This window comes from Anaerococcus sp. NML200574, from assembly GCF_026131665.1.
Lineage (GTDB): Bacteria > Bacillota > Clostridia > Tissierellales > Peptoniphilaceae > Anaerococcus > Anaerococcus kampingae.
This window is the reverse complement of sequence record NZ_JAMXSM010000012.1, coordinates 35,829-50,379: the sequence shown is the minus strand read 5'-3', so window position 1 is coordinate 50,379 and position 14,551 is coordinate 35,829. Positions and strand designations below refer to the sequence as shown.

Annotated in this window: 14 protein-coding genes; all 14 read left to right on the top strand. The window is 29.8% G+C overall.

Going from position 1 to position 14,551, the window contains the following annotated elements; genetic code table 11:
• The first annotated feature begins 225 nt into the window (after window positions 1–225).
• A complete protein-coding gene (locus NH286_RS06525) occupies window positions 226–951 on the top strand; it encodes a cyclase family protein (protein ID WP_156849663.1) in 726 nt (241 codons plus the stop codon).
• A 51-nt stretch (window positions 952–1,002) separates the two neighbouring features.
• Window positions 1,003–1,689, top strand: a complete 687-nt coding sequence (locus NH286_RS06520) for an aspartate/glutamate racemase family protein (RefSeq protein ID WP_156849664.1) — start codon at window positions 1,003–1,005, stop codon at window positions 1,687–1,689.
• Window positions 1,689–2,765: a saccharopine dehydrogenase NADP-binding domain-containing protein gene (locus tag NH286_RS06515; protein ID WP_265237721.1), complete on the top strand. Its 1,077-nt coding sequence runs from the start codon at window positions 1,689–1,691 to the stop codon at window positions 2,763–2,765. Before NH286_RS06520 ends, NH286_RS06515 begins: the two co-directional genes overlap by 1 nt.
• Window positions 2,766–3,784: 1,019 nt before the next feature.
• On the top strand, window positions 3,785–4,192 hold the full coding sequence (locus NH286_RS06510; RefSeq protein ID WP_106460509.1) for a sigma-70 family RNA polymerase sigma factor: 408 nt from the start codon (window positions 3,785–3,787) through the stop codon (window positions 4,190–4,192).
• Window positions 4,193–4,660: 468 nt separating this feature from the next.
• Window positions 4,661–4,828: a hypothetical protein gene (locus NH286_RS06505; RefSeq protein WP_000332792.1), complete on the top strand. Its 168-nt coding sequence runs from the start codon at window positions 4,661–4,663 to the stop codon at window positions 4,826–4,828.
• A gap of 98 nt (window positions 4,829–4,926) precedes the next feature.
• Window positions 4,927–6,645, top strand: a complete 1,719-nt coding sequence (locus NH286_RS06500; protein ID WP_022620608.1) for a recombinase family protein — start codon at window positions 4,927–4,929, stop codon at window positions 6,643–6,645.
• Window positions 6,638–8,380: a recombinase family protein gene (locus tag NH286_RS06495; protein WP_265237717.1), complete on the top strand. Its 1,743-nt coding sequence runs from the start codon at window positions 6,638–6,640 to the stop codon at window positions 8,378–8,380. The genes NH286_RS06500 and NH286_RS06495 overlap by 8 nt, the downstream gene beginning before the upstream one ends.
• Window positions 8,373–9,893, top strand: a complete 1,521-nt coding sequence (locus NH286_RS06490) for a recombinase family protein (RefSeq protein ID WP_265237715.1) — start codon at window positions 8,373–8,375, stop codon at window positions 9,891–9,893. The genes NH286_RS06495 and NH286_RS06490 overlap by 8 nt, the downstream gene beginning before the upstream one ends.
• Before the next feature lie 189 nt (window positions 9,894–10,082).
• A complete protein-coding gene (locus NH286_RS06485; RefSeq protein WP_022620611.1) occupies window positions 10,083–10,886 on the top strand; it encodes a KilA-N domain-containing protein in 804 nt (267 codons plus the stop codon).
• Between the two features lie 81 nt (window positions 10,887–10,967).
• Entirely contained in the window at window positions 10,968–11,513 is a 546-nt protein-coding gene (locus tag NH286_RS06480) for an ABC transporter ATP-binding protein (RefSeq protein WP_265237726.1), read from the top strand.
• Window positions 11,514–11,665: 152 nt separating this feature from the next.
• Entirely contained in the window at window positions 11,666–12,508 is an 843-nt protein-coding gene (ylqF, locus tag NH286_RS06475) for a ribosome biogenesis GTPase YlqF (RefSeq protein WP_265237711.1), read from the top strand.
• The gene (locus NH286_RS06470; protein WP_265237709.1) at window positions 12,505–13,128 is read left to right on the top strand and encodes a ribonuclease HII; all 624 of its coding nucleotides are present in this window, start codon (window positions 12,505–12,507) and stop codon (window positions 13,126–13,128) included. Before ylqF ends, NH286_RS06470 begins: the two co-directional genes overlap by 4 nt.
• The gene (locus NH286_RS06465; protein WP_265237707.1) at window positions 13,125–13,472 is read left to right on the top strand and encodes a YraN family protein; all 348 of its coding nucleotides are present in this window, start codon (window positions 13,125–13,127) and stop codon (window positions 13,470–13,472) included. Before NH286_RS06470 ends, NH286_RS06465 begins: the two co-directional genes overlap by 4 nt.
• Window positions 13,462–14,547: a DNA-processing protein DprA gene (gene dprA / locus NH286_RS06460; RefSeq protein WP_265237705.1), complete on the top strand. Its 1,086-nt coding sequence runs from the start codon at window positions 13,462–13,464 to the stop codon at window positions 14,545–14,547. The genes NH286_RS06465 and dprA overlap by 11 nt, the downstream gene beginning before the upstream one ends.
• Window positions 14,548–14,551 lie beyond the last annotated feature (4 nt).

Sequence of the window (14,551 nt, the reverse complement as noted above, 5' to 3'; positions counted from 1 at the left end):
CAATTAACATTTTTGCTATTTTGCTTCTTTTTGTTTCTGTTCTTTTTCTTGGCATTAAAAATCCTCCTGATTAGTTTTTTCTTACCCTAATCAGGAGGTCTCTATACACAAAATTTTACACAGTCTCAAATAATTATTAAAAATTAACTTACTAACAATATATTGATAATTATAGGTTTACTATTATAGAGTTTATTAAATACTAAAATGGAGGTATTAGTAAAAATGATAAGTAAATTAATAGAAGAACTAAAAAAATTAGAATGGGTTGATTTAACTCACAGTTTTGATGAAAATAGCCCTAGATGGAAAGGGTTTAAACCCTTAAAAAAAGAAGTAATATTGGATTTTAACGAGTATCCAGTAAAAGCACATGAATATACTTTCCCTGGTCAATATGGCACCCATATTGATGTACCAGCTCATGCAGATCCTGATGGTATGACGCTAGATAAAATAGAATTAAAAAGATGTTTAAATCCTTTATGTGTAATTGATTGTAGTAAGCAAGTACGATTAAATAATGACTATGCACTAAATATAAAAGATATTTTGGATTATGAAGAAAAATATGGGAAAATTCCAGAAGGTGCTTTTGTTGCAATGCGATCTGACTGGTATTTAAGATGGAATGAAAATGAAGCATTTTTAAATTATGACGAAATGGGAAATCCTAGATACCCAGGATGGGATATAGAAGCACTAAAATTTTTAATTGAGGAAAGGAAAATAAATTGCATAGGTCATGAAACTATAGACACAGATCCACCACAGAAAGAAGACCAAAAATATTTTAAAGGAGAGTGCTATGTTTTAAAAAAACAGTTATTTCAGATTGAAGTTATGGCTAATTTAGACAAAGTGCCACCCTGTGGAGCAATTATTATGAGCTTTTTTCCAAAACAAAAAGGCGCTACAGGCTTTCCGGTTAGATGTTTTGCAATGTTTTAGATAAATTAAGTGTACATGATACATTATAATAATATTTGAAGGAGGTTTTTAATGAAAAGATTTGGATTGATTGGTGGAATGAGCTGGGAAAGCACTAAAGAATATTATAGGTTAATTAATGAAAGGATAAGATATCTAAAAGGAAAGCACTATTCTGCAGATTGTGTATTGTGTAGCATAAATTTCAATGAGATTGAGTCAACTATAAAAAAAGGAGAATGGGAACGTTCTAATGAACTACTATTAGAAGCAGCTACTATTCTAAAAAATTCAAAAGCTGAGTTTATTGCAATTTGTTCAAATACCATGCATAAATGTATTCCATTCATAGAGGAAAAAATTAATATACCTATAGTTCATATAGTTGATTCAACTTCGAACGAAATTAAAAGAAAAGGCATAAGAAAAGCCTTACTTTTAGGAACGAAATTTACTATGAATGAAGATTTCAATAAAAAAAGATTTGAAATGAATGGTATTAACATAATAATACCTAATGAAAAAGAACAAGAAATTATAGATGCTGTTATTTTTGATGAATTATGTAAGGGTATAATAAATGAAGAATCAAAAAAAAGGTATTTAGATATAATTATGAAATATTGTGATTTAAACACAGGAGTGATTTTAGGCTGTACAGAAATAGGTCTATTAATAAAAAAAACAGATATTAATATTCCAGTATTTGATACTACAGAGATTCACGCTAAAGAGATAGCTGAACGAGGAATATTATAATGCATTATAATAATGAATTTAAGCCATATAGAGTTGTAGTTCTAGGTGGGAATGGGACTATTGGATCTCTTGTATGTGAGAAAATACTTTTATGTAAGGACATTGTTTTATCAATTGGATTTAGAAGAACAAGTGATTGTCTAAAATATTTTACAAATAATAAAGATATAAATAAGTTTACCTATGATTTCACGAATATTAATTTAATAAATGAAATTGTTATGAATAATGATGTTGTAGTCAATTGTACAGGAATTGCGGACAACAATTTGATTGAGCAATGTAATTTAAAAAATACGCACTATATAGATCCCTCATCATCAAAAGGAATAAAAAAGATTATAAATAACAACTCAATAAATTCTAATTCAAATTTATTAATCCATTCTAGTGGATGTAACCCTGGATTAACGGAGATGGTTCTTAAATACATTTATGAAAAGTATAACCCAGATAAAGTATCCATTTATTTTTTTGGAAATGGCTCAATGTCTCATTCTTCCATTAGAGAATTATTAGAAAGCTCAAAAAAAAATAATAGTTACTCTTTATCATATATTAATTATAAAAAAATTGATAATTTATCAAAATTTGAAATAAATAAAGAATTGCCAGAACCCATAGGAAAGGTTTTATGTGTGCCTACAATAAGTAATAGTATTTTTGATGTTGTTAAAAATATGAATATTAAACAATGTTTTTTCTATAATACTTTTAAGGATGAAAAGATGCTAATTACTTTATTAAATGCTTTAGGAAATGAAAGTGAAAATGGATGTGAATTATCTAAAATAGAAGAAATCAAAAAGGTCTATGAAAAAAGATTTAAATCAGAAAAGGAAAAGTACACTATTTATTATTGTGAAATTAAAATAAAGAAAAAATCTAAATCTATTATATTTAATTATAGTTGTGATTGGAATGAGTTAACTGCCATAACAATCGTCAATGTTATAAATTTAATAAAAAAAGGTAAATATAAAAAGAATTGTGAAGGAGTAATTTGGGATTTATTTAATCCAAGTGAATTTCTTTTTAAGGCTTCAAACAAGCTGAATTATGACATTGAAGTTTGAAGTTAAAAATAAATATTCATATCTTACTTTGTAATATTTTGTGTATCTTGTATTCTTGATTAGCGTAAAGATAGAAAGGTTATAATATATAAGTATGTTAGAACTTTGTTAGACTCATATGTAAAAATTTAATCTTATAAATTTCTTAGGATTGAAATTGAATGAGAATCTAGAGTTATTAATACTTTCAATAGAATTTTTAGATATTAAGCAAAATGAATGTAGCCATATCTAATTTTAGAGAGATATATAGGTTCAATGGAGGTAGATATTTCAATGGAAATAAATCTAAATATAAATAAGATAATAATACCTACTTATTTTAATGAAATATTTATTTCTAAAGATTTTGCATAGACAACAAAGACAGACATATAAACAAGCAGGAATAAGCACAGGATGCTTGTATAACTATTAAAAAATAAGAATTATATTTTATCTGAATTGATTTTTGAAAGATTTAGTCTTATAAATTTTCTAGAATTGACATTGAATGAGGTAGATAGAGTTTTTAATACAAACATTAGAAAAAAATTATAGATAAGATGTTCAAATGTCATGAATTTAGGTTTATATATGCCATATTTTTAGTTGAATCTGAAGCTAATCAAAATTGAATAAACAAATAAAACTAAGGTTTATAGATTATTTTAACAAGAAAAACTTGGATAAGTTCATATGCTTGGAAGGAAATAAATTTTATGAGAATCTAGAGCTATTAACACTTTCTATAGAATTTTTAGATATGAAGCAGAATTAATGCAAATATATCTACTTTTAGTGATATATATAAATGTGATGGAGGTAGATATATCAATGAATAAAACTATAAATAAAACCACGATAAGAATACCTATCTATTTTAATATCATGTTTATGTTAACTTTTTAGGTTTAACAGAAAACAGTTTTTAGTTTTAAAACTCCTATTTTTCAGAGGACTCGACATGCCTAAATGCCGTAGTCCTCCTTTTTTATGCTCAAAAATCGAAAAACGAGTAAAAAAAGGAGGACCAAAGGATGTCAGATAATTATAAAGAAAAATACATTTATGTTAAGGGTAAAAAAATATATGTACCTGATGAAGTGTATAGAGCATATAAAAAAGAGATTAATCATGAAGCTCATTTGAAGCGACTGGATATAAAGCACGGTGTATTTCATTTTGGAGATTTTAATACAAGTGTTGTAGATATTGCGGATAAGAGTATTGATGTTGAAAAGATTATTGAAACTAAAATGCTAATAGAAGATCTGCATTGTGCATTAAACAATTTAAATGAGGAAGAAAGAAACCTAATCAAATTACTATATTTTGATGATAAAACTCTCATAGAAGTTGCAAAACAAAGAAACACAAATCCAATGAAAATTAGTAGATTAAGAAATAAGATTTTAGAGAAACTGAGAAAACTTTTGGATAGGTAAATCAAGTAGGGGACAGAGAAAAATATCTCTGTCCTCTATTTTTTTAAAATTTTTCAAAAAAATATTCAAAAAAGTGTTAAAAGTTGTCCTGAAAGTAAGGCTTATATATAGAGGGACTTTTATACCTCGTTATATATAGATTTGAACCTTGACAACTGAATAGACCAAGACAGGACATTAACCATTTGTGGAGCTTTATAATTTCTTCGCCAAGACTTTTCTGCTGATAAGGATTTCGGCTTAAATAAATACTCTAGTTAAAAGAAGGATAAAAGAAAACGAGCGACAAAAAGAAATTATATATTCAGCCTAGGAAACTGATGCATTGAAGCAAATGGGGATAATGATACTTCTACAGTTGTTGCCGGCTCATCTTGAAAAGGGGCGGTGGTGAAATTCCAATGTCGTGGCCTACACGCCTGTTAATGTCAAAAAACTTAAAAATATTGAAGATAAGGAGAAGATATTATGTGTGATGAACATAATATAAATACAGAAATGAAAACAGATAAAAAAGATAAACAGATGATAAATCAAATTGATGGTTGGAATATAGAAGTTAAATTTAATGAAAATGGATTTAGCTTAGAAAATTTAGTAGAGGAATACATCAAAGAAAAATTTTCTGTCTATTAGGGGCTGACAGAAAATATAAGGAGCGTTATAATATTTTTGTGGAAGCCTAGCCTTGGTTCGATTTATTGTATGTAAATTGAATTAAAGGAGGCTTTTTTATGTTTAAAAACAATTTAGCAAAAGAAAATTTGGCAGTTATGTATTTAAGATTATCAAAAGAAGATGGCGAAAAAACAGAAAGTAACTCTATATCCAATCAAAGAGAAATTATAAACTCTTATGCAAGAAAAAATCAAATTACAATTGTCAAAGAGTATGTGGATGATGGGTATTCAGGTGCAAATTTTGATCGTCCCAATTTTAAAGAAATGATAAAGGCTGCCTATGATAGAAAGTTCAATACAATTATTGTAAAGGACTTATCAAGATTCGGAAGAGATTATATAGAAGCTGGAAAATATATTCAAAGAATATTTCCGGAAAACGGTATAAGATTTATATCAGTAAATGACAATTACGATAGTAAAAGTGCAGATATAAACGATACACACCTTATACTTCCTATAAAAAACTTCATCAATGACAGTTATTGCCGAGATATTTCCAATAAGGTAAAAAGCTCTCAAAAGATAAAAAGAGAAAAAGGAGACTTTATCAGTGCTTTTGCACCTTATGGATATAAAAAGTCTGAGGAGAATAAAAACAAGTTAGTGATTGATAAAGAGATATCAGATATTATCAAAAATATATTTGATATGAAACTCTTGGGATATTCCTCAAAGGCAATTGCAGATGAACTAAATCATTTAGGAGTTTTAACTCCAAGAAAATATAAAGAAAGTCAAGGATTTAAGTGTAATGGATTTCAAAACACAAAAGGTGGAACCTGGTCAGCAAAGACAGTAAATAGAATTATAGAAAATGAAGTATATATTGGAAATACCTTACAAGGAAAGAGTGTTACTTTAAGTTACAAAAATAAAAAGCAGATAGAAAAAGAGAAAGAAGAATGGATAAGAGTAGAAAATACCCATGAAGCAATTATAAGTAAAGAAGTTTTTACTATTGCAAATACTATGTTAAAAAGAGATTTGAATAATTCTCGTGGAAAGGACAAAATTGATATTTTTACAGGAATGCTTTTTTGTAAAGAATGTGGAAGTTCTTTGATTAGAAGGACTGTAAAGTATAAAAAAAGAGAAGAGATATTCTATATCTGTTCAAAGTACAACAAGGAAAAATCTTGCACAAGACACAGCATAAAAGAAGAAACCTTGATAAAAGCAGTATCTAAAATAATGAAGTCCTACATTGAATTTAATGAAAATCTATATTCTAAAGTTCAGCGTATAGATATAAATAAAAATTTGAAAGACAATCAAATTCCTATACTAAAACGAGAAAAAGCGATGACAGAAGAACTCTTATCTTCTCTATACCTTGACCTAAAAGAAGATGTTATTAGTAAAGAAGAATATCAACTTTTTAGAAAAAACTATACAGAGAAATTGACTAAATTAGATGAAAGTATCGAGTATAGATTAAAAAAACAGGAAGATACTAAGGAGAAGATTGATAAAAATAAGAGTTGGATCATCGACATTAACAAGTATAAAAATTTATCTGAAATAGATAGATTGTCTGTTGTGATGCTTATTGATAAAATTTTTATTTCTGAAGATAAGACGATAGATGTTAGGTTTAATCATACTGAAGAATTGTCTTTACTTGAAGAAATGACAAAAATGGATAAGTCTGACATTAAAGCCAACACTATAAAAAAGAAAAGTATCGATAAAAGCAGGAAGTCAAAAACTATACCCACTGTTATGAATAAAAGTCTTGTAAGCGCTGAAAGTGAGGTATGCTGTGGCTAGAACAAAAAATAGGCATATATCACAATCAGGAACAGAAGTTGGAAAAGTGATTGAAAAAATATACATTGCCGGTATTTATGCTAGATTATCACAGGAAAGAAAGGAAGCTTACAGGGATAAAAGTAATTCACTTGAAATGCAGGAAGAACTCTGTATAAATGCTGCAAAAGAAAAAGATATAAAGATTTTAAGAGTATACAAGGACTATGAGTATTCTGGAACAAATTTTAAAAGACCTGCATTTATTGAAATGATGGAAGATATCCGAACAGGTAGGATAAATTGTATCATAGTAAAAGATATGTCAAGGTTTGGTAGAGAGTATTTAGAAATCGCAAACTATATCGAAAAAGTATTTCCATTTTTGGGAGTTCGATTTATTTCCGTAAATGATAATCTTGATACTAAAGACGGTATAAAATCAGATCAGAGTTATGAAATAGCAATAAAAAATATCTTCAATGATTTATACGCAAAAGATATTTCAAAGAAAATAAAAGCATCTAAAGAAATAAAAATGAAACAAGGGTCTTTTATAGGAGCGATGGCTCCGTATGGCTATAAGGTTGATAAAATTGATGGAAAAAGAGTTCTGGTGATGGACGAAAAGGCAGCAGATGTAGTAAGACTTATCTTTTATATGGCAAGTCAAGGTAAATCCAATATGCAAATAGCAAGAGAATTGACTAAAACATATACGACACCTGATGAATATAAAAGAACAGGTAAAATTTTTAAGGATAAAGAAGATACAAAACAATGGGATATTTCTTATATATCAAAAATGCTTTCTGATGAAGTATATATTGGGAATTTGATTCAAAGAGTATACTCAAATAGACATGATCCAAGTAGGAAAAGTAAGTTTCGTGATAAAGAAGAGTGGATTATAACAGAGAACACCCACGAAGGTTTAATAGACAAAACTACATTTGAAAATATCAGAGAGATAAAGGAGAAAAAACAAAACTATCTACCTTACCATTCACTGAAAAACATAATAAAAGACGGAAAAGAAAATGTTGGAGTAAAAATTCAAAGAGATCATAAAAAAGAAGGAAAGTATGACGACCTCATACAGTGCAGTGTTTGTGGCAGATATTTGAAAAAACAATATGGACCACGAGGACTGAAATATCATGATGAGATTTGCTATTGTTATTATTGTAAAGGTGGAGATAGATTAAACTTAGAAAAATCTCATGTAAGAATATACGAAACAGACCTAGATAAAATTTTAGTAGATACCTTAAAAAGACTGGTTTCAAGCTTTTATAAAAAGGATAAAAGATTACGACTAAAAATATATTTAGAAAATATAAGTACTGAAAAGATAAATCAAGTTTCTCTAAAAACAGATGTAAATAATAAAAAGATTGCTTCTCTTAGTATCAATCTACAAGAACAATATGAAAACTATGTTAAAGGAGATGTTCTTTTAAGTGATTTTAAAATAGAAAGTAAAAAAATAAATAATCAAATAAAAACCTTGAAAAATGAATTAAAAGTTTTTGATGAAAGAATAAGAAATATAAAAAAGAAAAAAAGAGAAATTATAGAATTTATAGATGTACTATTTTGCTGCTTGGATGCTAAAAGCATAGAAGTTGATAAAGAATTGGTCGATACATTAATTAGCCATATAGAAATATCAGAGTATAAGCAGGTTACCATATATTTTAAGTTTAAACTTGATAAAGATGTGGGAAAGCAGTTGGAGGTAGAGCATGAATAAGATAGCTATATATTTAAGACTTTCTGAAGAAGATTATCACAAAGTAGATGAAAGTGAAAGTATAGCAAATCAAAGAGATTATATAAAAAGCTACATTGAAAATGAAACATCTTTAAAAAGTTGTGAAATAGAAGAATATGTAGATGATGGATATTCTGCTACTAATACAAATAGACCTTCCTTTTTAAGGCTTATTGAGGATATAAAGAGTGGTAAAGTAGGAACTATAATTGTAAAAGATATGTCTAGGTTTTCAAGAGATTATATTTTACTTGGGGATTACTTAAGCAATATATTACCATTTCTAAAAATACGATTTATTGCTATTAATGACAACTATGATTCTTTAAAAGAACAAGGTAATGGCTTAGATACAGATACACAGTTTAAGACATTGTATTATGATTTGTTCAGTAAGGAATTATCTGAAAAGGTAAGAAGTTCTATTAGGCAAATTAAATCGCAGGGGAAAAATATAAATTGGGCAGCACCTTTTGGATATATTAAAGATCCTATAGATAAACATAGTATCATCATTGATGAAAAAACAGCTTTTATAGTTAAAGAAGCTTTTGATTTATTGCTAAAAGGATATTCGTGTATTCAAGTGGCTAATATATTTAATGAAAAAGGTTATATTACACGCTCTGAACGAAAAGAAGAACTGAAACTTTCTGATTATACTGGAAATTTAATTACTGGAAGTGAGGTAAAGAAAAGAGTTTGGACAAACGCAGCTATCTCACAGATTACAAGGAACGAACTATATACAGGAGATTATGTATATAATAAATTCAAAGAAACAAAAATAGGTGGAAGAAAAAGAATTTTACTTCCTGAAGAGGAGTGGAAAATACTTCCAAATACCCATGAAGCTATTATTTCCAGAGAAGTGTTTGATAAGGTTAAGAAAATAAAAGAAAAACGAAGTTTTGGGGGATATACAGGAAACAAAAATCGTTCTATTTTTTCTGATAAGATTTTTTGTAAAGAATGTGGTAGACATATGAGTTTACGATGTGACAGTAGACAAAAGAAGAATTCAGATAAAATATACAAGTATAAAAGTTATTATTGTAATTTATGTAAAGCTGAGAAAACACCAAACAATATCAAAGAGAAAGATATTATTGAACTTATAAAACCAAAATTAAAAGATTTTAAGATTCAAAATACATTAAATGAAGAGAAAGTTATAGAACACAAGAATGTAAAAGAAGAGAATCTAAAGGAAATATCCATATTAAACAGCAATTTACAAATCATCTATGAAAACTACAAAAAGAAAATTATTTCAAAAGAGGCGTATCTAAAGGAAAAATCTCTTATACAAGATAAAAAGATATTATTGGAGAGTAAATTGGAAGAATTGAAGTCAGAGAAGATTGATCCAAGGAAAGAAACGGATATTACAGTCTTAGACGAAGAAAGTTTATTGAAGGCTTATTTAGACAATAAAATTGATAAGATAATTGTATCAAGAAGTGGAGAAATAGAAATTGTAGAAATATAGATGGATAGTATTAAAAGTAACTCATAATCTCGCCAACTTTAATTTTAATACGCCAAAATGTAAATAATGACGAGAAAATTTGCGGAAATAAATAGTACTGTTTACTATGAGTTGATAGGGTAAATATTTAGGAACAAACAAAAAAATGATATAATTATAGTTAAAATGAGATATTGTGAGGTGATTTTTGTGTCTAAAATAAATGTGGAAGGATCAGAAATTAGCATTATTGCCATAGATAATAGAGATTATATTTCTTTAACCGACATGGTTAGAAATGTTGAAAATGGTGTGGCACTGATAGAAAAATGGCTAAGGAATAAAAATACAATTGAATTTTTAGGAATATGGGAAGAAATGTATAATGCGAATTTTAATTCCACCGAATTCGAGGGAATTAAAAATGAAGCAGGTTTTAATCGTTTTATTTTATCGGTTAAACAATGGGTCAATAAGACGAATTCTATCGGAATTATTGCCAAAGCAGGAAGATATGGTGGAACATATGCACATAAAGACATAGCTTTTGAATTTGCGTCGTGGGTATCACCTTATTTTAAGCTCTATCTTATTAAAGAGTTTGAGCGCTTAAAAGAAGAAGAACAAAAACAATTAGGTTGGGATATCAAGAGGAATTTAGCTAAGATAAATTACAAAATTCATACAGATGCAATTAAGAATAATCTTGTCCCTGAAAAATTATCAAAGGAAAGAATAAACTATATCTATGCAAGTGAAGCAGATATATTAAATGTAGCTTTGTTTGGAATGACAGCAAAAGAATGGCGTGAAAGTAATCCGGAGTTAAAAGGAAATATGAGAGACTATGCTGATATATCACAATTAGTGTGTTTATCAAATCTTGAGAACTTAAATGCTGTTTTTATAAATGAGGGAATGGATGCAACTGAAAGGATAGAAAAATTAAATGCAATTGCTATTGAACAAATGAGGATTCTAACAGAAAGTGAACGTATAAAAAAGTTAAAATAAAAGTTTTGTATATAAATTAGGCGATAGAAATATCGTCTAATTTTATGTAACAATTGCTTGACATTGTAGGGTAAGTCTACAATTTTTAAACTTATTACCAAAGAACTTAGCCAAAATTCTGGAGATATTTTCATTATGGATAAGAATATAATGAACCTAAGTCGTGAGGAAATATACGAGAAAATCTCCATTGTGGCTCAAAAACCGATGATATTTAGGGATACTATCCTAGCCAATATTGTTCTTTTTGAAAATGAAGATGAGATTGATCACGAAAAGCTTGATCAAGCCATCAAGAAGTCAGGACTTGAGCCTCTTATAAATAATCTTGAAAAAGGCTATATGACAATTATAAAAGATGCAGGATCTAACCTCTCAGGAGGGGAGATGCAAAGAATTGAAATAGCTAGGGCTCTTTATAAGGACAGCCCAATTATCTTGATAGATGAAGCAACATCTGCCCTTGACCTAAAAATGGCAAGTGAGATTGAAGAAATTTTTGCAAGGTTAGATAAGACTTTAATTTCAATATCTCATAGGAGAGATATTGACTATAGCAAGTATTACGATAAGATTATTGAAATTAAGGATAAAAAAACTATAGAAAGGTCTGTAAATAAAATATAAGAAATTACCACAGTTAAGGTAGGATTTTACTTTAAAACTGTGGTATTTTTTTATTTTCCTATTTTTGATATAATATTTATAGACTTATAAATAGATAAAATGCAATTTTACAATACTTATGTATAATAGAAGGTAGTAGTTAGGAGATAGATATGGCACTTAATATAAATTGGTTTCCTGGTCATATGAAAAAGACCAAGGAAGAAATAGAGAAAAATCTGAAGCTTGTCGATATAGTTCTTGAAATAATTGATGCGAGGATTCCTGAATCATCTAGAAATCCTATGCTTGATGATATACTTGCACTCAAGCCTAGACTTATGGTAATGAATAAGGCTGATTTGGCAGACCCTGTTGAAAATCAAAAGTGGATTAGGCATTTTCATGACCAGGGGATTGAGGCTATCTTGCTTAATTCTAAGGAGAAAATCAATACTAAGAGAATTTATGACCATGCAAGAGTAGTCTTGAAGGATAAGTTTGACAAGCATAAGGAAAAAAACATTGACAACCCCCTAATTAGGATGATGATTGTAGGAATTCCTAATTCTGGCAAGTCTACCTTTATAAATAATGTATCAAGGAAAAAGGGGGCAAGGGTTGGCAACCGTCCAGGTGTTACTCAAACTAAGCAATGGATAAGGACTGATGCTAATATCCAGCTTTTAGATACTCCTGGGGTTTTGTGGCCAAAATTTGACGATAGGACAGGCCTTCACTTATCTTTTACTAATGCTATTAAGGATGAAATCCTAAATATCGAAGACTTGACCCTATATTTCCTAGATGAGATGAAGGACCTATATCCAGAAAATCTTGTAGAAAGATATGGGATAGATCCAAAGGCTAAGGCCATTGAAATATATGAAGCAATTGCCAAAAAGCGTAGAGCCCTCATAGCCGGTGGAGATTTCGACTATACAAGGACTGCGACAATTATCCTAAATGATTTTAGAACTGGCAAGCTTGGAAGAATTACACTTGAAAAGATATGAAATATTCAGACTATAACGACCAAATAAAAAAAGAAATATATGAAAAATATGACTACCTGGCAGGCATAGATGAGGTGGGCAGGGGACCCTTGGCAGGTCCAGTTGTAACCTGTGCTGTGATTATGAAAAAGGATTCCCACATAGAGGGGGTCACCGATTCTAAAAAATTAAGCCGCAAGAAAATGCTAGATTTAAAGGAGAAAATCCTCAAAGACTGTCTAGCATATTCCTACGGCTATGCCAATAATCATAAGATTGACCAGCTAAATATAAAACGAGCGACCCATAGGGCCATGGAAGATGCTCTAAATGGCCTTGAAATTGTCCCAGATATAGTCTTAATCGATGCTGAAAGGATTAATACCCCTATTCCCCAATTAAACATTGTAAAGGGAGATCTAAACGAATATGCCATCTCCTGTGCCTCAATTTTAGCCAAGATAAGAAGGGATGATATCATGATTAATTTTGCAAAAATTTATCCGGGCTACCATTTTGAGACAAATTTTGGCTACGGAACAAAGGCCCACTATGAAGGCCTAGAAAGGCTTGGAGAAACACCCATCCACAGGCAGACCTTCCTAAGGAAATTTCACGAAAGGCAGTTATCTTTCATATGACACTTAAGAGAAATATTGGAGATTTTGGAGAAAATCTCACTGAAAAATATTTGCTAGAAAATGGCTATAGGATCCTTGCTAGGAATTTTTCCAAGACCTTTGGGGAAATTGATATAATTGCCTTCAAGGACCAAACCCTTTCCTTTGTTGAGGTTAAGACTAGAAAGAGTGATAACTTCGCCTATGCAGCAGAGGCTGTGGATTTTTATAAGCAACAGAGAATTATCAAGGCAAGCCAGGCCTTTTTAGCGGAAAATAAGATGTTTGACTTTATCAGTCGCTATGATGTGTGCGAAGTTTACCTTGATACAAGAAAGATAAATTATATAGAAAATGCGTTTTGATAAGAGAGAAATTTTATTATATTTAAATTTTATATACATAAATAATATGACCATCCTTGATTTATATGAGGAAAATCTACTTGAGGATTTTTTCGAAAAGGATAGGCCATATTTTTCTAATTTATCCGATAAGCTTTATGAAAAGATTTTTGACTCCAAAAACCTCGCGGCCTTTGAAAAATATTATGAAAGAATCCAGAGGCTTGGAATAAATTATGTTACAATCCTTGATGATGACTATCCAGAAAACCTCAGATATATAGACGATCGACCAGCCATCCTTTATTATAAGGGAAGGCTTGATCAGGAAAATGATAGTAAGTCTATTGCCTTTGTTGGGGCTAGAAAGTGTACGGACTATGGCAAGTGGGCCTGCAAAAACCTAGCTAGTCAGGTGTCAGCAGCAGGATTAACCACAGTATCAGGCCTTGCTTATGGGATAGATGCCATGTGCCATAAGGCAACACTTGATGTGGGAGGCAGGACAATCGGGGTGATTGGCTGTGGGATTGATGAGATTTACCCCAAGGCCAATAAGTTTTTGTACGAAAAAATTGCTGAAGAAGGCTTAATTCTTTCAGAATTTCCCCTAGGAACTCAGCCTTTAGCCTACAATTTTCCGAGGAGAAATAGGATAATATCAGGGATTTCTCTGGCAACTGTTGTTATAGAAGCTAAGGAGAAGTCAGGAACAATGATTACAACTAGGTGTGCCCTAGAACAAGGCAAGGAAGTTTTTGCCGTTCCTGGCAATATCAATTCCATTTATTCAAAGGGCACAAATATGCTAATACAGGAAGGATCAAAACTTATAACAAATGCCGATGATATCCTTGAAGAGCTTGATTATCTTTTAGATAGGAAGGCCACAAAAAGACAAATAGATTATTCTGCCCTTGATAAGGATGAAGAGGCTGTAGTAAGATATATTGAGAATAACCCAAACTCAAATCCAGATGACCTATCATTAAATTTGGATTTAGAAATAGATGTAATAAACTTTTTGCTTACGAGTTTGGAGCTTAAAGATATAATCGAAAATATTGGAAATAACGAATTTACCATAAAGGAGTGAGAAT